This window comes from Dactylosporangium sp. NPDC006015 (genome assembly GCF_040614215.1).
GTDB lineage: Bacteria > Actinomycetota > Actinomycetes > Mycobacteriales > Micromonosporaceae > Dactylosporangium > Dactylosporangium maewongense.
Genome location: NZ_JBEXUD010000002.1, coordinates 87,305 through 111,903, shown reverse-complemented (window position 1 = coordinate 111,903; position 24,599 = coordinate 87,305). Strand labels below are relative to the sequence as shown.

Annotated in this window: 21 protein-coding genes and 1 tRNA gene; 9 read left to right on the top strand and 13 right to left on the bottom strand. The window is 72.6% G+C overall.

The features are described from left to right. Positions 1-1,102 precede the first annotated feature (1,102 nt). Positions 1,103-2,173 (bottom strand): dipeptidase, encoded by a 1,071-nt coding sequence (locus tag ABZ321_RS03655; RefSeq protein WP_344514250.1) that lies wholly within the window; start codon positions 2,171-2,173, stop codon positions 1,103-1,105. A gap of 90 nt (positions 2,174-2,263) precedes the next feature. On the opposite strand from ABZ321_RS03655, the gene ABZ321_RS03650 reads away from it, so the two are divergent. After that, positions 2,264-2,494 (top strand): hypothetical protein, encoded by a 231-nt coding sequence (locus ABZ321_RS03650; protein ID WP_354889113.1) that lies wholly within the window; start codon positions 2,264-2,266, stop codon positions 2,492-2,494. Positions 2,495-2,627: 133 nt separating this feature from the next. Here the strand turns inward: ABZ321_RS03650 and ABZ321_RS03645 are convergent, their stop codons facing one another. Beyond that, on the bottom strand, positions 2,628-3,512 hold the full coding sequence (locus ABZ321_RS03645; protein ID WP_354889111.1) for a GNAT family N-acetyltransferase: 885 nt from the start codon (positions 3,510-3,512) through the stop codon (positions 2,628-2,630). A gap of 1,419 nt (positions 3,513-4,931) precedes the next feature. Next, positions 4,932-7,214 carry a S8 family serine peptidase gene (locus ABZ321_RS03640; RefSeq protein WP_354889109.1) on the bottom strand — a complete coding sequence of 761 codons (2,283 nt, stop codon included), beginning with the start codon at positions 7,212-7,214 and terminating at the stop codon, positions 4,932-4,934. A 62-nt stretch (positions 7,215-7,276) separates the two neighbouring features. Here ABZ321_RS03640 and ABZ321_RS03635 point away from each other — a divergent pair, with 62 nt between their 5' ends. Next, positions 7,277-8,866 (top strand): NAD(P)/FAD-dependent oxidoreductase, encoded by a 1,590-nt coding sequence (locus tag ABZ321_RS03635; protein ID WP_344514242.1) that lies wholly within the window; start codon positions 7,277-7,279, stop codon positions 8,864-8,866. Here ABZ321_RS03635 and ABZ321_RS03630 read toward each other — a convergent pair. Beyond that, on the bottom strand, positions 8,857-9,318 hold the full coding sequence (locus ABZ321_RS03630) for an SRPBCC family protein (protein WP_354889107.1): 462 nt from the start codon (positions 9,316-9,318) through the stop codon (positions 8,857-8,859). The genes ABZ321_RS03635 and ABZ321_RS03630 overlap by 10 nt on opposite strands. Positions 9,319-9,327: 9 nt before the next feature. On the opposite strand from ABZ321_RS03630, the gene ABZ321_RS03625 reads away from it, so the two are divergent. Together ABZ321_RS03625 and ABZ321_RS03620 are read left to right on the top strand one after the other, a co-directional pair. Next, positions 9,328-11,208 (top strand): glycerol-3-phosphate dehydrogenase/oxidase, encoded by a 1,881-nt coding sequence (locus ABZ321_RS03625; protein WP_344514238.1) that lies wholly within the window; start codon positions 9,328-9,330, stop codon positions 11,206-11,208. Positions 11,209-11,328: 120 nt separating this feature from the next. After that, the gene (locus tag ABZ321_RS03620) at positions 11,329-11,604 is read left to right on the top strand and encodes a hypothetical protein (RefSeq protein WP_344514236.1); all 276 of its coding nucleotides are present in this window, start codon (positions 11,329-11,331) and stop codon (positions 11,602-11,604) included. 53 nt (positions 11,605-11,657) lie between these two features. Here the strand turns inward: ABZ321_RS03620 and ABZ321_RS03615 are convergent, their stop codons facing one another. Beyond that, on the bottom strand, positions 11,658-12,284 hold the full coding sequence (locus ABZ321_RS03615; protein ID WP_354889105.1) for a S8 family serine peptidase: 627 nt from the start codon (positions 12,282-12,284) through the stop codon (positions 11,658-11,660). 203 nt (positions 12,285-12,487) lie between these two features. Here ABZ321_RS03615 and ABZ321_RS03610 point away from each other — a divergent pair, with 203 nt between their 5' ends. Together ABZ321_RS03610 and ABZ321_RS03605 are read left to right on the top strand one after the other, a co-directional pair. Further along, entirely contained in the window at positions 12,488-15,628 is a 3,141-nt protein-coding gene (locus tag ABZ321_RS03610) for a diguanylate cyclase (protein ID WP_354889699.1), read from the top strand. After that, positions 15,612-16,223 carry a metal-dependent phosphohydrolase gene (locus tag ABZ321_RS03605; protein WP_344514232.1) on the top strand — a complete coding sequence of 204 codons (612 nt, stop codon included), beginning with the start codon at positions 15,612-15,614 and terminating at the stop codon, positions 16,221-16,223. The genes ABZ321_RS03610 and ABZ321_RS03605 overlap by 17 nt, the downstream gene beginning before the upstream one ends. Here ABZ321_RS03605 and bfr read toward each other — a convergent pair. From bfr to ABZ321_RS03590, 3 genes are all read right to left on the bottom strand, one after another. Next, entirely contained in the window at positions 16,198-16,680 is a 483-nt protein-coding gene (gene bfr / locus ABZ321_RS03600) for a bacterioferritin (protein WP_344514230.1), read from the bottom strand. The two genes, ABZ321_RS03605 and bfr, sit on opposite strands and share 26 nt — an antisense overlap. Positions 16,681-16,701: 21 nt before the next feature. Then, positions 16,702-16,890, bottom strand: coding sequence for a (2Fe-2S)-binding protein (locus ABZ321_RS03595; protein ID WP_344514228.1), 189 nt, complete (start codon positions 16,888-16,890; stop codon positions 16,702-16,704). Between the two features lie 72 nt (positions 16,891-16,962). Next, entirely contained in the window at positions 16,963-17,253 is a 291-nt protein-coding gene (locus tag ABZ321_RS03590) for a DUF4031 domain-containing protein (protein ID WP_344514226.1), read from the bottom strand. A gap of 31 nt (positions 17,254-17,284) precedes the next feature. Here ABZ321_RS03590 and ABZ321_RS03585 point away from each other — a divergent pair, with 31 nt between their 5' ends. Beyond that, positions 17,285-18,676 (top strand): FAD-linked oxidase C-terminal domain-containing protein, encoded by a 1,392-nt coding sequence (locus ABZ321_RS03585; RefSeq protein ID WP_344514224.1) that lies wholly within the window; start codon positions 17,285-17,287, stop codon positions 18,674-18,676. A 28-nt stretch (positions 18,677-18,704) separates the two neighbouring features. On the opposite strand, the gene ABZ321_RS03580 is transcribed toward ABZ321_RS03585, so the two are convergent. Beyond that, positions 18,705-19,289: a TetR/AcrR family transcriptional regulator gene (locus tag ABZ321_RS03580; protein ID WP_354889101.1), complete on the bottom strand. Its 585-nt coding sequence runs from the start codon at positions 19,287-19,289 to the stop codon at positions 18,705-18,707. 282 nt (positions 19,290-19,571) lie between these two features. On the opposite strand from ABZ321_RS03580, the gene ABZ321_RS03575 reads away from it, so the two are divergent. Further along, on the top strand, positions 19,572-20,378 hold the full coding sequence (locus ABZ321_RS03575; protein ID WP_354889099.1) for a class I SAM-dependent methyltransferase: 807 nt from the start codon (positions 19,572-19,574) through the stop codon (positions 20,376-20,378). Between the two features lie 219 nt (positions 20,379-20,597). Here ABZ321_RS03575 and ABZ321_RS03570 read toward each other — a convergent pair whose 3' ends face one another. From ABZ321_RS03570 to ABZ321_RS03555, 4 genes are all read right to left on the bottom strand, one after another. Beyond that, positions 20,598-21,176 carry a DinB family protein gene (locus ABZ321_RS03570; protein WP_354889097.1) on the bottom strand — a complete coding sequence of 193 codons (579 nt, stop codon included), beginning with the start codon at positions 21,174-21,176 and terminating at the stop codon, positions 20,598-20,600. A gap of 80 nt (positions 21,177-21,256) precedes the next feature. Then, positions 21,257-21,330, bottom strand: a tRNA-Pro gene (locus tag ABZ321_RS03565). Positions 21,331-21,391: 61 nt separating this feature from the next. After that, entirely contained in the window at positions 21,392-22,555 is a 1,164-nt protein-coding gene (locus ABZ321_RS03560) for a prolyl oligopeptidase family serine peptidase (RefSeq protein ID WP_344514216.1), read from the bottom strand. Beyond that, positions 22,552-23,445 carry a metallophosphoesterase gene (locus tag ABZ321_RS03555; protein ID WP_344514214.1) on the bottom strand — a complete coding sequence of 298 codons (894 nt, stop codon included), beginning with the start codon at positions 23,443-23,445 and terminating at the stop codon, positions 22,552-22,554. Before ABZ321_RS03555 ends, ABZ321_RS03560 begins: the two co-directional genes overlap by 4 nt. 77 nt (positions 23,446-23,522) lie before the next feature. On the opposite strand from ABZ321_RS03555, the gene ABZ321_RS03550 reads away from it, so the two are divergent. Continuing rightward, positions 23,523-23,975, top strand: coding sequence for a GatB/YqeY domain-containing protein (locus ABZ321_RS03550; RefSeq protein ID WP_344514212.1), 453 nt, complete (start codon positions 23,523-23,525; stop codon positions 23,973-23,975). Positions 23,976-24,599: the final 624 nt, after the last annotated feature.

Sequence of the window (24,599 nt, the reverse complement as noted above, 5' to 3'; positions counted from 1 at the left end):
GTTTGCCGCCGGCTCCAGCCCCGGCGTTGACGGTCCGCCGCTGGCCCCGCCCGTCGCTGACGGTTTGTTGCGCGGCGGGCCGTCTCCGCCGCTCGGCGTCTGACCGGGCCCTCTCTGACCGGGCGATTCCGCCTGTGGTCGGCCGCCCTCCGGCGTCTGGTCGGCCCAACCGTGGTTCTTCTGCCTGTGGTTGGCCGCCTTCCTCCGGCGGTTGGTCGGCCCGGTCGCGATTCCGCTCGGTGTTTGTCGCCCCGGCGCTGGTCGGCCCCACGGCGATTCGTCCGTGGTTGGCTGCCCGGGCTGCGATCTTGTCTGCGGTTTGCCTGCCGTGATCAGCGCGGCGCCGTGGCGTCTCCGTCCTCCAGCCATGATCGAAGGACGGATCTGGTTGTGCGGGCGGCCGGATCCGTCCTTCGATCATGGCGGGGCGGGGCGGCTGGCGGCGGGGGCGTGGGGCCAGCCGCAGGTGTCGCGCAGGACGCGCAGCGTGTTCTCTCAGCCCAGGCGGCGCAGGTCGGCGGGCCGCGATTCCGTCCGTGGTTGTCGCCCGGCATTTGGTCAGCCCGGCGGCGACGCTTCGCGCCGCGTTGGTCGGTCCTGCGGCGATTCGCCGTGGTTGGCTGGGCAGGGCTGCGTTCTTGTCTGTGGTTGGCCTGCCGTGATCAGCGCGGCGTCGTGGCGTCTCCGTCCTCCAGCCATGATCCAAGGACCGATCTGGCCGCCAGCACGACCGGATCCGTCCTTCGATCATGGCGGGGGTGTAGCGGCTGGCGGCCGGGCGTGGTGGGTCAGTCGCAGGTGTCGCGCAGGACGCGCAGCGTGTTCTCTCAGCCCAGGTGGTGCAGGTCGGTGGGCCGCGATTCCGCCTGTGGCTTGTCGCGCCGGCGTTTGGTCGGTCCGGCGGCGATGCTTCGGCGCCGCGCTGGTCGGCCCCGCGGTGATTCGCCCGCGGTTGGTTACCCGGGCTGCGTTCTTGTCTGCGGTTTGCCTGCCGTGATCAGCGCGGCGTCGTGGCGTCTCCGTCCTCCAGCCATGATCGAAGGACGGATCTGGTTGTGCGGGCGGCCGGATCCGTCCTTCGATCATGGCTGGGGTGTGGGGGTCAGCCGCAGGTGTCGCGCAGGACGCGCAGTGTGTTCTCCCAGCCCAGGCGGCGCAGGTCGGCGTCGGACCAGCCGCGGGTCCGTAGCTCCTCGAACAGGGACTGGTACGTCGACACGTCGTGGAGGCCGGTGGGCAGGACTTCCGTACCGTCGAAGTCGCCGCCTATGCCGACCGCGGTGATGCCGGCGACGTCGCGGACGTGCTCCACGTGGTCGGCGACGTCGCGGACGGTGGACGGGGGGCAGGGGTTGGCGGCGATCCAGTCGCGCTGCAGGCGTTCGAACTCCTGGGAGCCGTACTCGGCGGGGATGGCGTCCTCCACGCGGACGAGCTCGTCGCCCCACTGGCGGCAGGTCTCGTTGAGGAAGAACGGCACGAACGTCACCATCACCACGCCGCCGGTGTCGCGGACCCGGGTGAGGACGTCGTCGGGGACGTTGCGCGGGTGGTCGCACAGGGCGCGGGCGGAGGAGTGCGAGAAGAACGCCGGCGCCGTGGACACGTCGAGCGCCGCGTGCATCGTCTCGGGGGCCACGTGCGACAGGTCGGCCATCATGCCGAGCCGGTTCAGCTCGCGGACCACCTCCACGCCGAACGCCGACAGGCCGCCGACCGCGGGCTCGTCCGTCGCGCTGTCGGCCCAGGCGGTGTTCTTGCCGTGGGTGAGCGTGAGGTAGCGGACGCCCAGGCGGTACAGACTGCGCAAAACGCCGAGAGAGTCATCGATGCAATGCCCGCCCTCGGCGCCGAGCAGCGACGCGATCCGTCCGGTTTCGCTGATCCGCTCGACCTCGTCGGCGGTCGTCGCCAGCGCGAGCTCGCCGGGGTGCGCGTCGACCAGCCGGTGCACCAGGTCGATCTGCTCGAGCACCTTCACGGTGGCCTCGGACTGAGGGATGCCGCACGGGACGTACACCGACCAGAACTGCGCCTTGACGCCGCCCTGCCGGAGGCGGGGGAGATCCGTGTGCAGCCCTGCGGCGTGACCCGCGATGTCGGCCGGGCCGCGCATCCGCAGCCGCCACGGCAGGTCGTTGTGGCCGTCGATTACTGGTATCGCACCGCTCATCCCCGCGACTCTAGATGCGAAATGTGGAATTTGCCCGCATCACGTGAACGGTCCTCATATGGTGGGAGCGGCCTACACGAGGGGGAAGCCATGGGTAAGTCACAGAAGAACAGCAACTTCGACAGCCGCGGCATGCACCGCAGCGAAGACGACCTCGGCTACATGGACCCAGACCGTTCCGACGACATGATGATCACCCCGGACGCGGACATCACGGGACAGCAGGCGACCGCGAACACGGCCACCATGCAGGCAAAGAAGCTCCAGCAGGAGCAGCAGACCACCGCGCAGGACAAGCGGGCCAACCAGCCCGACCGCTGACCCAGCCCCTGGGACTTCGAGTCGGGTGTTGAGACGGCACCGGCCGCCCGTGGCATGACGGGGGATCACTGGGCGCTGGTGCGACGTGTGCGGGGCAGGATCGTGGCGAACCCACGGCCTGCCCTTCATGCGCTTATTGCGTTTGCGGCAGGTGTACGTCTTTCGTGTAGATCCAGAAGATGCGTTCGAGCCGGGCGCCGACCGTCTTCGAGTAGAACGCGACAGGCCCGGCCCACCCGATCTGCGCCGTCAGGTGCCCGTCGTCGAACTGGTCCGCGAGGCACCGCCGCAGCAGCACCCGTCCCACCCCGAGCCCCTCCGCCGCGGGCGCGGTGCCCATCGGCCCGAACCAGCTGGGGCGGTTCGCACCGTACGCCGCGAACCCTAGGATCTCGCCGTCCCTCACCGCGACCCAGCACCCCATCGACTGCGCCGCTTCCCAGGCCCAGCCGTCGCCCCAGATGCCCCGCACCCACTCCGGCGTGTCGCTGCCCGCCCGCAGGACCTTGACCCCGGCCTTCTCCAGCCGCTCCTCGTCCGCCTGCTGCGTCGCGCTCACCTGGCTCAGGTCGGCCGTCATGTTCCAGGCGGTGTCGGTCCGCTGGTACCCGGCCCGCTCCGCCAGGCACACCGCCGGCGTGTACCGCACGTCGATCCCCGGCCACGCGTAGCACGGCGGGTTGCCCCCGATCCGGATTCTCCGCGCCCCGACCTCCGCCAACCGCCGCTCCGCCGCCGCCAGCAACCCGCTGCCGATCCCCTCCCGCCGCCGCCCGGGCTCCACCGCGAGCAGCTCGATGTGCCCGAGCGCTGGGTCTCTGTCGCTGATCGACCCGAACACCACGCCGACCGCGTCCCCCGCGTCGTCCAGCTCCACCAGCCGCACGGCGACCCGCCCCTCAGGCGGCGCCGCCAGCCGGTTTACCAGCTCCTCCGCCTCCCGGGCATCCTCCGGCAGGTCCAGCGCCCCCGCACACAACCGAGCCACCTCAGGCCCACCCACCCACTCACCGATCATTTGGTAAACATACCTAACTGTTCGACCGCCCCGACCCTGTCACCTTGATCAAAGCGCGCCATCCGCAGCTTCGCCAGCCACCCGGCGCCCGTGTCGGGGCCTCCGCCGATGCGAACCGATACCGCGGAGGCTGGACAGGCGCGGAGAAAGCGGCAGGTTGAGGGCTGGCCAGCACGACGACGAGGCTGGCGCCGGCGGTGTCAGCGGAGCCGCAGTGGGAGACCGTGGAGCGGTGCGCGGCGTTGGGTGACGGCGGGCTGTGTATCGGCGAGGCCGGCGCCGCGGTGTTGGAGGGTCCGAAGGTCAAGGGATCGGTTTGGGCGGCAGCGGCGGCGGTGGCCGGTGTGCCGGCGTCCGCAGTGTTGGAAGAGGGCGCAAGTTAAGGGGTTCGGCGGGTGACGTCGATGAGGTGGGCATCGGCGGTGTCGGAGGGGCTGAAGGGAGAGGCCGGGAGAGGCCGAGGAGCGGCAGGCAGTGGCGGGTTGAGGGATTGGTTGGGTGGCGGCGGTCCGTGTATCGGCGAGGCCGGCGCTGCGGTGTCGGAGGGCCGCGGGCAAAGGGTGGTCGGGTGGTGGCGGTGGCGGGTGCGTCGATGAGGCCGGTTTCTGCGGAGCCGTGGGGAGAGACCGATGAGCGGTGGGCGGCGTCGGGCTGAGGGTTTGGTCGGTCGGTGCCATTGACCGGTGTGTCGGCGAGGCCGGCGCCGGCGGATCCGCAGGGGGAGGCCGTGAAGCGGTGGGTGGAGTCGAGTGAGGGGTTGGTTCGGTAACGGCGGCTGGAGTGTCCGCGAGACCGGTGTCGGCGGTGTCGGACGGGCCGCATTGGGAGGTCGAGGAGCGGTAGGCAGCGTCCGGATCTCAGGGATTGGTTGGGTAATGGAGGCCGGTGTATCGGCGAGGCTGGCGCCGCAGCGCCGGAGGGGTTCGAAGGCTAAGGGTTGGTTTGGGTGGCAACGACGACGGTGGTCGATGCATCGGCGAGGCCGGCGTCCGCGCTGTTGCACGGGGGCGCAGGTCAATTGGGGATCGGCGGTGGCCGGTGTCGGCGAGGCCGGCGCTGCGGTATCGGAGGGCCGCGGGCAAGGGGTTGATCGGGTGGTGGCGGTGGCCGGTGCGTCGATGAGGCCGGTTTCGGGGGAGCCGTAGGAGAGACGGACGAGCGGTGGACAGCGCCGGGCTAAGGGTTGGTTGGGCGGTGTACTGGCGAGGCCTGCGCTGGCGGCGTCGGCGGAGCCGTGGGGAAGACCGTGAAGCGGTGGGTGGCGTCCGGCTAGGGGTTGGTTCAGTGGCCGGTGTCGAAGGGGCCGCAGGGGAAGCCGAGGAGCGGTGGACGGCAGGTTCAGAGGTTGGTTGGCGTGACCGGTGTGTTGGCGAGGGCGGGTGGCGGAGGGCCGCAGGGGAAGGTCGAGCAGCGGCGGGGTTAAGGGGTCGGGTGGGTGGCGGTGGCGGCGGTGACGGCGGCCAGGGCGTCGACGAGGCCGGCGCCCGCGGTGTCGGTGGGGCCGCAGGAAGAGGTGGAGATGTCGACGGGCTGGGTGGTGTGGATGAGGATGGCGCGGGTCTGTTCGATGTTGCCGATGAGGGCGGGGTTCGCCGCCCACATCAGGGCGACCACGCCCGCCACGTGTGGGGTGGCCATGGAGGTGCCGCTCAGGGCGCCATAGCCGCCGCCCGGCAGGGCGGAGACGACGGCGGCGCCGGGGGCCATCAGGTCGGGCTTCGGGAGGTTGTCGGGGGTGGGGCCGCGGCTGGAGAAGGAGGCGACCTGCGACGTGCTGGTGACGGCGCCGATGGTGAAGGTGGCGGCGTAGTTGGCCGGGGGGTCGGTGACGGTGGCGCAGCCGGGGCCCGTGTTGCCGGCGGCGGCGACGAAGAAGATGCCGGCGGCGGCGAAGGCGTCGACGGCGTGGCGCAGGGAGCGGGTGTCGCAGCCCTCGACGGAGGGGCAGCCCCAGGAGTTGGTGAGGACCTGCGGGGCGCGGTCGGGCTGGCCGTCGTGCATGGGGTCGGCGCCCGGGTGGAACGGCGCCAGCATGAACTGCAGGCAGCTCAGATAGTTGGCCATGCTGCCCAGGTTGCGCGGGAGGTTGGAGCACGCGATCCACTGCGCTCCCGGAGCGACCCCCACGCCGGCGCCGACCGCGGTGGCGAGGGTGTGGGTGCCGTGGCCGTTGTGGTCGGCGGGGGCGGCGGTGTGGTCGACAGGGTCGAACCAGGAGTCGTCGGAGCCGCGGAACGACGTGCGCAGCGCCGGGTGGGTGACGTCGACGCCGGAGTCGGAGCTGCCGACGACGATGCCGCGCCCGGTCGTGAAGTGGGACCACACCTGGTCGGCCTTGATGAGGGTCAGGTTCCACGGCGGGGCGGTCGGCGCGGGCAGCACGCCGCGGGTCGGTGCCGCGACGGCCGGCAGCGGGCGCAGCCGCGGGTTGAGCAGGACGCGGTCGACCTCGGGCCGGCCCTCCAGCCAGCGCCGCGCGAGCGGCCCGGCGGCCACCTCGATGCCGTTGACCAGGTAGAAGGGCGTGTAGTCGATGCCCCTGGAGCGCAGCGCGCCGCGCAGCGACGCCTGCGAGCGCTCGGCGGTGCCGACGAGCCGCTCATAGGTCTGCCGGATGCGGGTGGTGCGGTCGGGCACCTCGCGGAGGCCGCTCAGGTCGGCCTGCTCCTTCATGATCACGAAGAGGTGCTCGCCGTGGAAGCCGGGCTGGCCGAGCGTCGCATACACGGTGGCGCCGCCCGCGAGCACGACGGCCGCGGCGAGCGCGGCGAACCCGGGCCGCCATACGATCCGCCCGGTCGCCGGCACCGCCGCCGCGGCGACCACCAGCGCCAGGACCAGGCCGGCCAGCGCGCCGATCGCCGACCAGAACGCCACGTCGCGCAGCCCGAGCAGCAGCGACGTCTCCTCAGGGTCGACCAGGGCGAGCGGGCCGAACAGCGCGGGCGCCAGCAGGGCGAGCGCCGACGGGTGGCCGCGGCGGGCGAGCGCGGCCAGCGCGAACGCCAGCGGCGGCACCGCCACCATCGCGAACAGCTGCACCGCCGGCTCGCCGGCGCCCGCGACGAGCGTGACCAGGCCGACCCCGGCGGTCAGGCCGCCGATGGCAGTGCCGCCCCAGACGCTGCGGATCGAGGAGCCGGCGTCGGCGAGCGCCGTGGCCGGTCGCACCGCGAGCCAGGCGACCGCCACCGCGGCGAGCGCGGCCAGGACCGTCTCCATCTGGCCGCCGAACGCTCCGACCCACAGCCACGGCAGCAGCGCGACCAGCCCGATCGCGAGGCACAGCCAGAACAGCCAGCCGTTGGACCGGGGCGCCCGCCCCCGGACGGCGCGGTGCACGGTCGCGGCGACCGCGGCGGTCACGGCGAGCAGCGCCAGATAGCCCTCGTGGGCGGTGGTCGGGATGATCCGCGCCGTGCCGAGCAGCCCGCCGAGCAGCGCGGTCAGCGCCCACTGCCTGCCCGCGACCTGGGCGAACGCGACACGCGACAGCCGGGCGAGCAGGAAGGCGGGCCCCGCGACCAGAAGGGCGGCGAGCCAGCCCGCGGCCGGCCACACGAACGACGGCAGCTCGAATCCCAGCGCGAGCAGGCCCTCGCCGACGACCCAGACCCCGGCGTGGACGGCGACCGTGACCGCCACCGCCCAGAGGCCGAGGACAATGGTCAATCCCAGCGCCCAACCCCGTGATCGACCCATGGCCGCACTCTACGACTCGCCTACGACAGTTTCGGATGAGCCGCGGGGGCAAACTGAGGGGCATGCGGGAAACGGTCGACGCGGTGGTCATCGGCGCCGGGCACAACGGTCTGGTCGCCGCCAACATGCTCGCCGACGCGGGCTGGGACGTGCTCGTGCTGGAGGGCACCGGGCACGTCGGCGGCGCCGTCCGCTCGGCGGAGATCACCGCGCCCGGTTTCCTGAGCGACCTGTGCAGCGCGTTCTACCCCCTCGGCGCGGGGTCGCCGCCGCTGCTCGCGCTCGACCTCGAGGCGCACGGGCTGCGCTGGACGCACGCGCCCGAGGTCGTCGCGCACCTGTTCCCGGACGGGCGTGCGGCCGTGCTCAGCCGGGAGCTGGACCTCACGGCGGAGTCGCTGGAGCGGTTCGCACCGGGCGACGGTTCACGTTGGCGGCAGGTGTACGAGCAGTGGCGCCGACTCTCCGCCGACCTCCTCCCGTCGCTGCTGACCCCGTTTCCCCCGGTCCGTTCCGGGGTGCGGCTCGCCGCCCGCGCCGGGCTCGGCGAGGCGCTTCGCCTCGGCCGCCGGTTCCTCGTCCCGGCCCGGGTCCTCGGCGAGGAGCTCTTCCACGGCGACGGCGGCCGGCTGCTGCTCACCGGCCTGGCCCTGCACACCGACCTGGCCCCCGACGACGCGGCCAGCGGCGGCTTCGGCTGGCTGCTCGCGATGCTCGGCCAGCAGCACGGGTTCCCGGTGCCCGTCGGCGGCGCCCAGCAGCTCACCGACGCCCTGGTCCGCCGCCTCGGGCGCCGGGGCGAGATCCGCACGGGCGCCATGGTCGACCGGGTGGTCGTCGGCGGCGGCAGGGCGCTCGGTGTCCGGTGCACCGACGGCCGGCTGGTCCGCGCGCGTCGCGCCGTCGTCGCGGACGTGCCGGCGCCCACCCTGTACCAGAGCCTGATCTTGCAAGAGCACCTGCCGGTCCGGCTGCTGCAGGACCTGGAGGGTTTCCGCTGGGACAACGCCACGCTGAAGATCGACTGGGCGCTGTCGGGCCCGGTCCCGTGGATCTCGCCGGACGTCGCGGGCGCGGGCACCGTCCACCTCGGCACCGACCCCCAGCGGTACGCGGCGGACCTCGCCGCCGGCCGCGCGCCCGAGGACCCGTTCCTGCTCATCGGGCAGATGACGACGGCCGACGCGACCCGCTCGCCGGCCGGCACGGAGTCGCTGTGGGCCTACACGCACCTGCCGCGCCCCGCGAAGCCCGGCGAGGTCGACGCGGAGATGGTCCGCACGCAGATCGCCCGGGTCGAGGACGCGGTGCGCCGGCACGCGCCAGGCTTCGACGACCTGGTCCTGGCGCGGCACGTCAGCGGCCCGGCGGAGCTGGCGCAGAAGAACCCGAGCCTCGTCGACGGCGCGATCAACGGGGGTACCGCGGCGGCGTTCCAGCAGCTCGTCTGGCGGCCGGTGACCGGTCTCGGACGCGCGGACACGCCCGTGGACAGGCTGTTCCTGGCGAGCTCCAGCGCCCACCCCGGCGGCGGCGTGCACGGTGCCGCCGGCGCCAACGCGGCCCGGGCGGCGCTGGCCCGCCACCGTCCGCTGCTCGGCGACGCCTACGCCGCGGGCATCGGGAGGGCGATGCGGGCGATCTACCGGTGAGCCAGGCGGCGGGCGACCGGTGACCGCTCCGCGAGATCCGCCAGCCGGGTCAGCGCCTCGCCGTTGCGGTAGTGCAGCACCACGTCGCCGATCTTGTTCTGGACCGCGAGCATCGGCCCGCTGGTGAACTGCTCCTGCATCGTCACCCGGGTCGCCTGGGCGTCCAGCGGGTCGAGCGTGAAGCGCACCTGCCCCACGCCCGCGGGCCACAGACGGACCCTGAGCAGCAGCATCCGGCCGGGAATCCAGTCCAGCGACTCGCTGTGGTCCTTGATCGACATCGGCCACGGGCCGGCCTTGTGGTGCAGCCGCGAGCCGGGCTCGGGCCATGCCGGGTCGACGTCGCGGATGTGCGCGGTGCCGACGACCCAGTCGCTGTAGGTCCACCCGTCGGACAGGACGGCGAAGACCTGCTCCACGGGCGCGTTGATGATGCGTTCGGTGATGGACACGATGATGTGATGCCCCGTGACGGGCGCGGCTACCGTAGTGAGGTGCGCCGTGAACCCTCCACGTCCCGTTTCGAGGCCAGCCGCCTGTCGCCCGCCCGCCGCGCGCAGGACGTCTCCAGGCTGCGCCGGGAGCGCTTCGACGTCCTGATCATCGGCGGTGGGGTCACCGGCGCCGGGGCGGCGCTCGACGCCGCGTCCCGCGGGCTGTCCGTCGCGCTCGTCGAGGCCCGCGACCTCGCCTCCGGCACGTCCAGCCGGTCCTCGAAGCTGATCCACGGCGGCCTGCGCTACCTGGAGCAGCTCGAGTTCGGCCTGGTCGCCGAGGCGCTGCAGGAGCGCGGGCTGCTCGCGACCCGGCTCGCGCCGCACCTGGTGCGGCCGGTGCCGATCCTGGTGCCGCTGCCCGCGCACCGGGGGCTGACCGGCGTCGTCCAGCGGGTCTGGCAGCGGGCGTACTACGGCGCCGGCGTCGGCCTCTACGACGCGTTCGCCACCGCCGCCCAGCTGCACGGGTCCGCGCCGCGGGGGATGCCGCTGCACCGGCACCTGTCCCGCACGGAGACCCACCGCCGCTTCCCGTCGCTGCGTGAGGACGCGATCAGCGGCGCCATCCAGTACTACGACGGCCAGGTCGACGACGCCCGGCTCGTCGCGACGCTCGCGCGCACCGCCGCCAGCCTCGGCGCGGCCGTCGTGCCCAGCGCCCGCGCGGTCGGGCTGCTCCGCGACGCGCGCGAGGTCACCGGCGTGCGGGTCCGTGACCTGGAGTCCCGCGAGGAGTTCGAGGTCCACGCCCGCACCGTCGTCGCCGCGACCGGCGTGTGGATGGACGACATCGCCGGCCTGCTGTCCGGCACCGGCCCGCGGGAGTCGGCGGGCATGCAGGTCCGCGCCAGCAAGGGCGTCCACCTGGTGGTGCCCCGCTCCGCGATCACCGGCGAGGCCGGCCTGATCCTGCGCACCCAGACGTCGGTGCTGTTCGTCATCCCCTGGGGCGGGCACTGGATCATCGGTACCACCGACACCGACTGGAACCTCGACCGTGGCCATCCGGCGGCCTCGGCGACCGACATCTCATACCTGCTCGGCCAGGTCAACGAGGTCCTGGACCGGCCGCTGTCGACCGCCGACATCGAGGGCGTCTACGCCGGCCTCCGGCCGCTGCTGTCCCGCGAGGCCCGCCACCGGCAGCCGCACAGCAAGGACGAGCAGACCTCCGCGCTGTCGCGCACCCACGCCGTCGTCGAGCCGATGCTGGGGCTGATGCTGATCGCCGGCGGGAAGTACACGACGTACCGGGTGATGGCCGCCGACGTCATCGACCGCGTCGCGCACCGCCTCGGCGGCCTGCGCCGGCACGGTGGGCTGGTCCCCGCCTCCCGCACCGCCGACCTGCCACTGCTCGGCGCCGACGGCTACCACTCGCTGTGGACCAACCGCGCCGACCTCGCCCGCCGGCACGGGATCTCCGTCGGCGTCCTGGAGCACCTGCTGGAGCGGTACGGCTCGCTCGCCTTCGACGTCCTCGCCCTGGACCCGTCACTGCGCCGCCCGCTGCCCGGCGCGCCGGAGTACCTCGCGGCCGAGGTGGCGTACGCGGCGCTCGCCGAGGGTGCCCTGCACCTCGAGGACGTGCTGACCCGCCGGACCAGGATCTCCTTCGAGACCGACCACCGCGGCGCCGCCTCGGCCTCGGAGACCGCCGCGATCATGGGCGAGGTGCTCGGCTGGGACGCCGCGACCCGGTCCACGGAGATCGACCACTACCTGGCACGGGTCGCGGCGGAGCAGGAGTCGCAGCGCATGCCGGACGACCTGACCGCCGACGCCGCCCGCCTCGGCGTCCCGGACGTCCGCGGCTTCCGGTCAGACCGCACGGCGATCGCATAAAGACCGCATGAAGGCCGCATGAAGGCCGCACGGCGGTTGCACGGCGGTCGCGGGAGAAATGAGCAGACCTTGACGAAGTCCGAGCAGCGTCCGGCATAGAAACCGGACGATGATGCTCGCATGGTGTGGGGCATCGGGGTCGGCATCGTGCTGCTGCTGGTGATCGTGGCGGTCGCCGCCGCGAAGAGGTCGGGACGGCGGGAGCTCAGCCGCGAGGAGGTGCTGCGCCGGGCGCGGCTCGCCGGCGGGCAGGTGGCGCGGTCGAGCCGGAACAACCGGCGCGGCGCCGGACGCCGCAGGGGCCGCGGCGGCTCCGACGGTGACGCCGACGGCGACGACGGCGGCAGCGACTGGGGCGGCGGCGACTCAGGCGGCGACTCAGGCGGCGGCGACTGAAACGCTGACGAAAGAGGCGACTGAAACGCTGACGAAAAAGAAAAGCGCAGACGTCAGGCCCGGCCGGACGAACACCTCACTTCCAACGCTTCGCGGACCAGGTGCTGGAGCTCGCCCACGCCGCCCGGCAGCGCCGTGGCGGTGCTCTTGAGCAGCGCCTTGACCTGGTCGGGGGTGAGGGTGGGGCGCTTCTGCAGGAGCAGGGCGATGCCGCCGGACGTCACCGCCGCGGCCTGCGAGCTGCCGCTGCCCCGGAAGTACCGGTCGCCCACGCGGGCGCCCGGGTAGGTCTGGTCGAGGTGGGAGCCCGGGTCACGCAGCGACACGATCTGCTCGCCGGGTGCGAGCAGGTCCAGGTTGCGCGCGACACCGCGGGAGTTGAACGACGATGCGGTGTCGTCGGCGCTGCTGACGGTGTTGTTGACCGAGGCCGAGCCGACGGACAGCACCGACGGGTCGTTGGCCGGGTTGGTGAGCGTGGCGACGGTGCCGGCGTTGCCGCCCGCGGCGACGACGACACCGTTGCGCCACGCGTTCTCGACGGCGTAGTTCAGCGGGTCGTAGAAGGTCGGCTGGGTACGCGAGGGTGATGATCCGGATCGGGTTGGCCTTGTCGTCGTTGCGGTGCTGCACGGCCCAGTCGATCCCGGCGATGACCTGCGAGACGTCCACGGCGCCACCGGAGGCGCCGACCTTGGCTCACCCAACATGCGGGAGCGTTCACAGATAGTCACGTCGCGCGGACGCAAAGGGACATTCGGCGCCGACGAACATCCAGCGGGTGGACACCGGACGGCCAAAACCTGCTGAACACCTCATCGGCGACCCCGGAAGGCCGATCAAGTTGACAATGAACGTGCAGGGCGGCCCAGCACCGGTGACGATGGATCCAGTCACCGGTGCTCATTCGCGTGCCGCGCTGGACGGCGCCCTGCACGACGTCGCCGGGTGCAGCCTGCTGCTGTTCGACGTCGACCACTTCAAGACGGTCAACGACGCCTTCGGCCACCTCCGTGGCGACCTGCTGCTGCGCCAGCTCGCCGACCGGATCGCCGAGCTCATCCGCACCGACGACATGCTGTTCCGCTACGGCGGCGACGAGTTCGTGCTGTTGCTGCCCAACACCGGCGCCGACGAGGCGCTGCGCCTCGCGATCCGGCTGACCGACGAGATCCGCGCCCGGGAGTTCGCCGGCACCCCGCCGCTGCACCTGTCGATCAGCCTCGGCGTGGCGACCAGCCCCGTCGACGGTACCGACGGCGAGACCCTGATCGCCGCCGCCGACCGCCGCAACTATCTCGCGAAGCGCCGCGGCCGCGGGCAGGCGGTCGGCGACGACGTCGAGGTCTCGGGCGGGCAGGGCGGCGGCTCGTCCCGGCTGTGGGAGCGCGACGCGGCGCTGAGCAGCACGCAGGAGTTCCTCACGCGGGTCGCCGCCGGTGGCCACGCCGCCCTGCGGATCGTCGGCCCACCGGGCGCGGGCCACACCCGTTTCCTCCGTGAAGTCGCCCAGATCGCCCGTTTGCGCGGTTTTCCGGCGGTACTGGCGGCGGAGCGAACCCCCGGATGCATCCTGCTGGCGGACGTGGGTGACCCGCTGCCGGAGCTCGGGGACGCCGCGGCGATCGTGTACGCGACCACGAACCCGCGCGACGACGACCCGCGCCGCACCGGGCTGCGCGAGGCCGTCGTCGAGCTGACCCCGTGGTCGCCGGCGACGCTGCGCATCTGGATGCGCATCGCCCTGGCCGGCGAGCCCAGCAAGGCGCTGGTCGACCGGCTCGTCGAGCGCTCCGGCGGCCTGCCGGCGAAGGCCGAGGCGGAGCTGGCCCGGCTGCGGTCGCAGGGCGAGCTCATCGGCGCTTCCGACGGCACCTGGACGGTCAAGCCACCGAAGGCGAGGCGCCGCCGCAGCCGGCTGCCCGTGCCGATGACCCGGCTCGTCGGACGGGACCGGGAGACCGCGAAGGTCGCCGCCCTGATCCGGGACGCGCGGCTGGTCACGCTGGTCGGCCCCGGCGGCATCGGCAAGACCCGCCTGTCGCTGGCGGCCGCCACCGTCGCCGCCGACGACTTCGAGGGCGGCGCCGTGTTCGTGCCGCTCGCCGACAGCACCGACGCCGAGCAGATGACCGCCGCCCTGGCGCGGGCGCTGCAGGTCAGCGAGCTGCCCGACCAGCACCTCTTCGACACCGTGCTGGACCAGCTCGAGGAGTCGGAGCTGCTGCTGGTCCTGGACAACTTCGAGCAGGTCGTCGACGACGGCGCGGCCCTCGTCAGCGACCTGCTGGCCGCGGCGCCGGGGGTCCGCGCCCTGGTCACCAGCCGGGAGCGGCTCTCGCTCTACGGCGAGCAGGTGTACCAGGTGCCGACGCTCGCCGACTCGCCCGCGGTGACGCTCTTCGAGCAGCGCGCCCGGGCCGTCGACGCCGACTTCGAGATCACCATCGACACGGCGCTGCCGGTCGCGGCGCTGTGCCGGCGCCTGGACGGCCTGCCGCTCGCCATCGAGCTGGCCGCCGCGCACATCGACCGCTGGACCCCCGACGAGCTGCTCAACCACCTCACCGAGCACCTCGACCGCGACCTCGACTCCCTCGGCGGCGCCGGGCCGCGGGACCTGCCGGCGCGGCAGCAGACCCTGCGCGGGGCGATCGACTGGAGTTTCGTGCTGCTCGACGCCGAGGGGCAGCGGCTGCTCACGGAGCTGTCCGTGTTCGCCGGCGGCTGGACGGCCGCCGCCGCGCTCGCCGTCACGCTGCCCGGCGGCGACCTCGACCTGCTGGTCAAGCGGCTCGAAGGGCTCGTCGACAAGCACCTGGTCGTCCGGGACGAGGACGACGGCCGGTTCCGGCTGCTGTCGACGATCCGCTCGTACGCCAGGCACCGGCTCGGCGACGAGGCCGCGCCCCTGGACCGGCACGCCGACTTCTACGCCGAGTTCGCGGAGGCGTCGGCCGCCGGCCTGTCCGGGCCGGAGCAGGTCGAGTGGACGGGCCGGGTCGAGGCGGACTACCAGAACGTGCGGGCCGCCTTCGCGCACGCGGGCGTGGGCATCAAGACCCGGATCTGTCTGGGGCTCTGGCGGTACTGGCGAAACGGCGCCCACATCAACGAGGGTCGCGAATGGCTCACGGCGCTGCTGGCGGCCCCGGGACTCGAGGACGGCGCCCTGGCGCGGCTGCTGCACGCCGCCGCCATCCTCGCCGCGACCCAGGACGAGCACGAGGAGGCGTTCCGCTACGGCGCCTCCGCCCTGGAGAAGGCGACCGCGGCGGGGGACCGCGCCACCGTGGGCCACGCGCACAACGCGATGGGCATCGCGGCGATCGGCGGCGGCGACCACGCGGGCGCGACCGAGCAGTTCGGGCACAGCCTGGCGATCTGGCGGGAGCTCGACGTGCCGCAGGGGGTCGCCGCGTCGCTGGGCAACCTGAGCAAGGTCTCCCTGTCGCAGGGTGAGATCGCGGTCGCCGAGCGCTACGCCACCGAGTGCCTCGCGCTGGAGCGCGCCGCCGGCAACACGCGGGGCATCCTGCTCGCCCTGGAGTGCCTCGGGCAGATCATGCTCGCCCGGGGCGACATCGCCGCGGCCCGCGAGGCCCTCGACGAGAGCCTCACCCTCAGCCGGCAGATCGGCGACGCGTTCGGCGCCGCGATGGCCCAGCACCAGCTCGGCCTCGCCGCCCGGCTGGAGGGCGACCGGGTCGAGGCGCTGCGGCTGCTGGTGACCGCACTGGTCACCCGGCACGAGGTCGGCGACCGGCTGGACCTGGCGATCTCGCTGGACGTGGTCGCGGCGCTGGTCGCGGCCGACGACCCGGGGCACGCGGCGCGGCTGATCGGCGCCGCGGACGGCCTGCGGGCCCGGCACCGGCTCACGGAGCCGCCGGACGCGCAGACGCTGCGCTCCGTGACGCTGCCGCTGCTGCCGGACCACCAGCGCGACCGCGCCGCGGGCCGGGCGGTCAGCATCGAGCACATCGTGGAGGCCCTACAGTCCTCGTATGGTGTCGTTGGCTGACTGGCAGCGCCTGTTTCCCGGTGATGCTTCGATCGGGGCCGATCTGATCGCCCGCTGGTCGGAGCCGCACCGGCGGTACCACACCCTCGACCACCTGGGATTCATGCTCCAGGTCATCGACGATCACGGCGATGCCGCCGACGACGTCGATGCCGTGCGGATGGCGGCGTGGTTCCACGACGCGGTCTACGAGCCGTTCGCCGCCGACAACGAGGAGCGCAGCGCCGCCCTGGCGCTGGACGTGCTGCCCGGCCTGGGCGTCCCGCCGGACCGGGTGGCCGAGGTGGCCCGGCTCGTCCGTCTCACGGCGGGCCACACCGTCGCCGGCGGTGACCGCAACGGCGCGCTGCTCGCGGACGCCGACCTCGCCATTCTCGCGGCGCCGCCGGCGGACTATGCCCGTTATGCGGCGTCTGTACGAGCGGAGTACGCGGCCGTTCCTGAGGAAGCCTTCCGCTCCGGGCGGGCACAGATCCTGGGGTCGTTCCTCGCCGAGCCATCGCTGTTCCGCGCGGTGCCGGCGCGGGCGGAGTGGACCGCCCGCGCACACGACAACCTGCGGGCCGAGATCACGACGCTTCTGGGTGCTCCGTGACGTTCTGCAGATACAAGGGCTCGCCCAGCTTCTCGATGAGGGCCAGCTGGGTCTCCAGGTAGTCGACGTGGTGCTCCTCGTCCTCGAGGATCTCCTCGAAGATGTTGGCCGACGTCACGTCGCCGATCGAGCGCATGTATTCGATGCCGCGCCGCAGCCGGTCGACGGCCTCCATCTCGATCTGCATGTCGCACTTGAACTGCTCCGGGACGGTCTCGCCGATCCGCAGCGCGAAGAGGCGCTGGTAGTTGGGCAGACCGTCCAGGAACAGGATCCGGTCGGTCAGCACCTCGGCGTGCTTCATCTCGTCGATCGACTCGTGCCGGGTGTGTTTCGCCAGGACCGTGTATCCCCAGTTCTCCTGCATCTTGGCGTGAAGGAAGTACTGGTTGATCGCCGTGAGCTCGGCGGTCAGTTGTTCGTTGAGAAATTCAATGACTCGTGCATCCCCCTGCATGTGGGCAGGGTAGCCGCTTTTCTAGGCCAAAGCGGGCAATACAGCATTCGGCGCCTCCGCCTCGATCAGGTCCGCCACCCGATCGAGGCAGGTCCCGCAGCCGGTGCCGGCACCGCACTCGTCGCCGACGGCGTCCTCGCTGTGCGCCCCGGCGCGGATGACCCGCCGGATCTCGCACTCCCGGACGCGGGCACAGATGCAGACATACACGGTTGCACTCCTCGCTTAGCCTTACCTAAGCAAGGGTCGCCTAAGTTACCCCCAAAAACAACCCCTGAGCAGCTATTTCACTGTCCTGGATGCGTCCGCTGAACCGGACAAATGTCGTGGCCGACGCAGCCCGGCAGCTTTCAGGCGCGCCACGATCTCCTTGCCGGTCACCCGCTCCGCACCCAGCCAGACGGCTCGCTGCGCCATCTCGGCGGGCACGTCGTAGTGATCCCGCTCGAACCCACGCCGCGGCGCCCCCAGCAGCTCCGCGAACGCGTGCAGCTCCGCCACCGACACGTCGCTGATCAGATGGGCCCAGAACCTGCCGTGCGCCGGCCACCGCGGCGTGTCGATGTAGAGCACGCCTACTAGCCTGCCAAACATGGATCTCAGCATGGATCTCATTCAGGCGCTCCGTGCCGCACTGCCTCACGAGGGTGGTGTCCTCACCGACCCGGACCTGCTGCGTTCGTACGAGCACGACGAGGCCGACCTGTGCGCGTACGGCACCCCCGCGGTCGTCGTCCGTCCCCGGACCACCGGCCAGGTCTCCGCCGTCCTCCGCGCCGCGAGTCGGCACCGCGTCCCCGTCATCCCGCAGGGCGCCCGCTCCGGCCTGGCCGGCGGCGCGAACGCCATCGACGGCGCGATCGTGCTGTCCCTCGTCGCCATGAACGAGATCATCGACATCGACGCCGCGAACCGTGTCGCCGTCGTCCAGCCCGGCGTCGTCAACGCCCAGCTCCGCCGCGCCGTCGCCGACAAGGGCCTCTACTACCCGCCCGACCCCGGCTCCTGGGAGCAGTCCACCATCGGCGGCAACGTCTCCACCGACGCCGGCGGCATGTGCTGCGTCAAGTACGGCGTCACCAGCGACCACGTCATCGGCCTCGAGGTGGTCCTGGCCAGCGGCGAGGTCCTCAACTGCGGCCGGCGCACCGCCAAGGGCGTCGCCGGTTACGACCTCACCAGCCTCTTCGTCGGCTCCGAAGGCACCCTCGGCGTCATCACCGAGATCACCGTCAAGCTGCGCCCCGCGCCCGCCGACTCGCTCACCCTCGTCGCCGTCTTCGACACCCTCCCCGCCGCAGGCGCCGCCGTCTCGTCCGTGATCGCCTCCGGCCTGCAGCCCAGCATGCTGGAGGTCATCGACCGGGTCAGCCTCGGCGCCATCGAGGCCTACCGCCCCATGGACCTGCCCACGACCGCCGCCGCGCTGCTCATCGCCGCCGTCGACTCCGGCAGCCGGGCTCCCGACGACCTCGCCGCGATCGCCGCCCTCTGCCGCCACGCACAGGCCTCCGACGTCCACGTCGCCACCGACAGCGTCGAGGCCGACGCCCTCCTCGCCGCCCGCCGCCTCGCCCACCCCGCGCTGGAGCAGTTCGCCGCGCAGCTCTACCCGGGCGGCGGCGGCATCATGGTCGACGACGTCGCCGTCCCGCGCACCCGGCTCGTCGAGCTCATCGAAGGCATCGAGTCCATCGCCGCGACCCACGGCGTGGTCGTCGCCACCGTCGGCCACGCCGGCGACGGCAACCTCCACCCCATCATCGTCATCGACCGCTCCGACCCCACCAGCCTGGCCCGCGGCCAGAAGGTCTTCGACGCCATCATGTCCCTGGGCCTGGCCCTCGGCGGCACCTCCACCGGGGAGCACGGCGTCGGCCTCCTCAAGCGCGACTGGCTCGCCCGGGAGATCGGCCCCACCGGCCTGAAGGCGCACCGCTCGATCAAGGCCGCCCTAGACCCCGACAACATCCTCAACCCCGGCAAGATCTTCTGACGCCGCATCTTCTGGCGCCGCGCGCCCGTCAGCCTCGCATCGGTAGGGCGGCGCTGATGGTCGCGCGGACCGTCTCGGCGGCCGGCGGGGCGACGCGGCGGTCGGCGTAGAGCAGATGACCCGTGCCGATCAGCATCCTCGCCAGGGTGTCGGTGTCGGCCCCCGGGGCGATGCGGCCGAGGCCACGCTCGGCGGCCAGATAGGCGGCGATCGAATCCGCCGCCTCCTGCAACACCGGCAGGCTCGTGGGCCAGGTCTGGCGCAGCCTGGCACGCAGCTCGTCCCGGAACGTCATCAGCGGCACCACCGCCACCGCCACCGAGGTGAACAACTCCTCCAACGCCTCGGCGACGTTGTCCTGGACGGTGCCCGTGCCCACGGCGGCCTTCAGGGCCTCCCCGCGGGCCATCGTCCGCCCGGCGTGGTCGCGGACGAGCTCGACGAGCAGGTCGTCGAAGTCCTTGAAGTGCCGGTGCAGGACGCCCTTGGCGCAGCCCGCCTCCGCCGTGACCGTCCTGCTGGTCAACGCCCCCGGCCCGTCCCGCAACAGCACCCGCTCCGCCGCGTCGAGCAACTGCTGCCGCGCGTCGCGTAACGCCACCCCAGTCGGCACCGTGTCTCCGTCCTGCTGTTCCGGGCTCGCGCCCCTACATGTGGGCGCTCGCCCATTCCGAATGGGCGCTTGCCCATTTATAGTGGGCGCATGGTCACTCTACCGCCGTCTTCGCCCGCGCCCCCTCCGTCCCTCGACCCGGCTTCGGGTCCGTTGCCGGCTTCGGGTCCGTCGTCAGGTCCGGATCCGTCGTCAGGTTCGGGGCCGTCGTTGGGTTCGGGGTCTTCGTTGGGTTCGGGGTCTTCGTTGGGTTCGGGGTCTTCGTCGCGGCCGGGTCCGGCGTTGTTGTCGTCGCAGCCGGGTCCGAGCCCGGAGCAGCGCCGGGCGGTCGCCGAGTCGTTCGGCGTGGACGCCGGGCGCTACGACCGGACCCGCCTCGCCTACCCGGAGGCGCTGATCGCCCGCATCACCGCCACCGCACCCGGCCCAGACGTCCTCGACGTCGGCTGCGGCACCGGCATCGCGAGCCGCCAGCTGCGAGCCGCCGGCCACACGGTGCTCGGCGTCGAGCCGGACCCCCGGATGGCCGCCGTCGCCCGCGCCGCCGGCATCGACGCCGAGGTCTCGACCTTCGAGTCCTGGGACCCCGCAGGCCGTTCCTTCGACGCCGTCGTCGCCGCCACCGCCTGGCACTGGGTGGACGCCTCGGCGGGCGCGGCCAAGGCCGCTGAGGTGCTCAGGCCGGGCGGCCTGCTGGCGGCCTTCTGGCACACCTGGGAGCTGCCTCCGACCGTCGCGGAGACCTTCGCCGAGGTCTACCACCGGGTCCTGCCCGACACCCCCTTCACCATCCAGGCATCGGTGCAAGGCGTGGCGATGTACCGCCCGATGTTCGTCCAGGCCGCCGACGGCATCCGCGCGACCGGCGCCTTCACCGCGCCGGAGGAGTGGACCTTCTCCTGGGAGCACACCTACACCACGGCCACCTGGCTCGACCAGCTCCCCACGTCAGGCTCCCTCACCCGCGTGCCCCAGGACCGCCTGACCGAGATCCTGGACAGCGTCGGCACCGCCATCGACCACCTCGGCGGCACCTTCACGATGCCCTACACCACGGTCGCCATCACCGCCCTGCGACACATCCAGTAGCCACCGCCGCCGGCCAGCCGGTAGCCGCCCGCAATCTCACCGTCTCCAACGCGGACGGATGCCAACGCGGACGGATGCCCACACCGACAGGTCCCGACGCCGCCGCGCCCACCGGCGCAGGTGCGACCCGCGGCTGCTGGGGCTCCTACCGCCGCGCCCTCGATGAACACGACAGCTCCGCTCGCCACGACGGCCGCGCTCGCCACCGGAACGCAAGCGTCACCCGTCAACGGCCTCCTTCGCCGCGCGCTCCACGCGGTTGTAGTGGCTCGCCCACCAGGCCTTGTCCTCGGCCGGCAGGTTGTCGTTGCCCTGGTGTAAGCCGGCGGCGCCGTCGATCAGCTCGCGGATGATGTCGGCGTGACCGGCGTGGCGGTCCGTCTCGGCGATCATGTGGATCAGGACCCGGTGCAACGTCACGTCGCGGTGCCCGGCGGACCACCACGGCACCTGCCCGGCGGCGTCGAGCGGCAGCGCTTCGATCGTGGCGTCGGAGTGCGCCCACACCCGCCGGTACAGGGCGACGATCTGCTCGCGACTCTCGTCAGGCGTGGCCCACGTGTCGGCGCTCGGCTCGGCGCCCGGACCGATCCACGGCATCGGCTCCTCGAACGGCCGGCCGAACGTCACGCCGAAATAGCCCGACTCGACGCTCGCCACGTGCTTCACCAGACCGAGCAGGTTGGTGCCCGTCGGCACCAACGGGCGCCGTACGTCATATTCCGATAGCCCTTCCAGCTTCCACAGCAGCGCATCGCGGCCGGACTGCAGATAGCGGTGGAGGTCACCTTTGCTCATGCCCGCAGCATCCCACGGGGGTACGACAAAAAAATGAGTCAGGGCCGGCCTCCCGTGTGGAAGACCGGCCCTGGACGCTGTCGGGGTAGCCGGATTTGAACCGACGGCCTCTTCGTCCCGAACGAAGCGCGCTACCAAGCTGCGCTATACCCCGAGCGTGCCGGGTAATCGTAGCCCACGCTCGGCAGGGCTCCAACTCGGTATCCCCTGTCGCGTCAGAGGGACTTGAGGAAGGTGCTCACGGTGGACTCGTAAGCGGCCGGATCGAGGTTCCAGCTGCGGCAGTGACCGGCCTCGCGGGTCTCGACGAGCTGGACGGATGGGCAGGCCGTGGCCAGGGCGACCGTCGGTTCGGGGGCGACCGTGCGGTCGTCGTGGTCGACGTACAGCAGGGTCGGGACGTCCAGGGGCACGTCGCGGTAGTTCAGATCGGCGGAGCGCACGCCCAGGCGGTGCTGGATCAGCTTGAGGGCGGTCCAGGTCCACAGGGGCGGGACGTTGAGCTGGCGGGCATTCATCCGCAACGTCGCGATCCAGTCGACGACGGGGCAGTCCAGGACGATCCCGCGGACGAAGCCGCCGTGGTCCCACGAGCGCAGCAGGTTGAGGATCGCGGCTCCGCCCATCGACCAGCCGTACAGGATCACCTGGCGGGCTCCGGCGGCGCGGGCGTAGTCGATCGCCGACAGCACGTCACGCCACTCGGTGTGGCCGAGGTGGAACAGGGCGTCGGGGCTCGGGAACGCCTCCGGGTCGTTGCGGTACGTGACGACGAGCGTGTTGTGCCCGGACGCGGCCAGGGTCGGCAGGATGCGCAGGGCCTCACCGCGCGGCGCGCCGCGGCCGTGGACGGCGACGATCCAGGTGTCATCGGCGGGACCGGTCGTCGGCGGCACGAGCCACGCCGGACAGTCGCCGAGCTCGGCCGGGACGCGGACCTCGTCGAAAGGGAGCCCACGGGCCGACATGGGGTCACCTTCATAGACATAGCCGGTGGTGTACCCCTTGAGCCCGCTGGTCAGTGTGCCGCGGGTCAGTGACGTGATCTCACGGGTCACGCTCGCCCGGTCGGCGGCGATGACGGGCCCGAGGACCGCGTGGCCGGCGGGCCACACGAAGGCGAGCGGCATCGAGCGGGCCGTGTCGGGAGTGCGGGTCAAGGTGATGCGGTTGCCGGCGTACGCGCGAACCCGCACCGGCCAGGCCCGCACGGCATTGGCGTTGAGGACCTGACCGGCCAGGAGCCAGCCGGCGCCCGCGGTGCCCGTCGGCAGCAGCACGGCGAGCCCGGCCGCACCAGCCACGCCCGCGTACGCGGCCCGGCGGGGCCACTTGCGGACGGCGGCGGGCGCCGCGGGGACGGCCGGCGTGGCGGTCATCGCGGGACGAGGGTCAGGATCGACGCCTCCGGCGGGCACGAGAACCGGACCGGCGCGGTCGGGTGGGTGCCCAGACCGGCGGAGACGTGCAGGAACGCCGAGGAGAACGGCCACCGGTGCAGGCCCTTCGCCATGCGCCGGTCGAGGCCGCAGTTGGTCACGAGCGCCCCGAAGAACGGCACCGCGACCTGCCCGCCGTGGGTGTGCCCGGCCAGGAGCAGGTCGAAGCCGTCGTCGGCCATGCGGTCCAGGACGCGGGGCTCCGGCGAGTGCGTGAGTCCGATGCGCACGTCGACGTCCGGTGAGGCCGGCCCGGCGACGCTGTCGTAGTCGTCGCGGCCGATGTGCGGGTCGTCGACGCCGACCAGCTCGACGGTGCGGCCGCCGGCCTTGATCGTCGTCCGCGCGTTGTTGAGGTCCGACCAGCCCGAGCCGGTGAGCACGTCGCGCAGCTCCTCGGTGGGCAGGACGGCGCCCTGCACATACGGCTTGTCTCGATCGAAATACCCGAACGGGTTCTTCAGCACCGGACCGCGGTAGTCGTTGCTGCCGAACACGAAGGCGCCGGGCCGATCGAGCAGGGGCGTCAGCGCTCGCACCACCGCGGGGACGGCATCGACGTGCGCCATGTTGTCACCGGTGACGACGACCAGGTCCGGATCGGTGCCGGCGAGCTCGGCGATCCAGCGCTGCTTGCGGTGCTGGCCGGGGGTGAGGTGGAAGTCACTCAGGTGCAGGATCCGCAGCGGCTCCGCGTCGGGCGCGAGCACCGGCACGTCGAACCTGCGCAGCGTGAACATGTTGCGCTCGACGAGCGAGGCATAGGCAAATGTGGCGGCACCGGCCGCAACGGTACCGACGGCAAGTCGCCGGACAGTCTTCGAGCGCATTGCTTCAGCGTACCGGGCTGCCCTCAGCGGCCCTTTACAACCGAATTTGTGTCAGACCCCGCGGATAGACTTGCCTCATGTTGAAGGAGCGCCTGGAGTCCGACTTGCGCACGGCCATGAAGGCCCGCGACGGGTTGGTGACCTCGACCCTGCGGATGGCGATCACCGCGGTGCGCAACGCCGAGGTGGCCGGCGAGGCCGCCCGTGAGCTGTCCGACGAGGAGATCCTCTCGGTGCTCACCAAGGAGGCGAAGAAGCGGCGCGACGCCGCCGAGGCCTTCGCCGGCGCGGGCCGGGAGGCTCAGGCGGCGAAGGAGCGGGCCGAGGAGGAGATCCTCGCCGGATACCTGCCTGCCCAGCTCTCCGACGACGACCTCGCCGGCATCGTGCGCGACGCTCTCGCGGCGGAGGGGCTGAGCGGGATGGCGAGCATGGGCAAGGCGATGAAGGCCGCGCAGGCCGCGGTCGCCGGCCGGGCCGAGGGCGGCCGCGTCGCAGCCGAGGTCCGCGCCCAGCTCGCGAAGTCCTGACCGACGGAGCCTGACCGAGTCCGAGCAGGGCTGACCGAGCAGGGCTGACCGAGCAGGGCTGACCGAGCAGGGCTGACCGAGCAGGGCTGACCGAGCAGGGCTGACCGAGCAGGGCTGAGAGACGACGGAGGCAGGCAGAGGCTGAGCGAGGCTGACCGACGGAGCCCGTGTGACCGAGGCGCTCAGGTCGGAAGGGCTGAGGGGCGACCAGCTCGCGGAGCGCTGAGCCGCGGCCAGAGGGCCGTTGCAGCGCCCTTGCAAGCTGGACGCCCGTCCAGCGTCCGGTTTCGGGGCTTGCACTTGGGTGCGACTCGGCACTCGCGGGCTGACGCCTCGTTCGGCGCTCGGCCTCTGGTCTCGGTGCTCAGCGGCCCTCGCCACCCCGCTCTGCCCCGACCCTGCAACTTCGGCCACAGCCCGGCCTTGGCCCGCCCCCTGCCCTGGCCGGGTGCGCCCTGGCCTGTCCTGCCTGGCGTCCGCCGACCGTGACCCACCCGCCCCGGACCCGCCCTTGCCTGGCCTGGCCCACCTGGCCTGGCCCACCTGGCCTGGCCCACCTGGCCTGGCCCACCTGGCCTGGCCCACCTGGCCTGGCCCACCTGGCCTGGCCCACCTGGCCTGGCC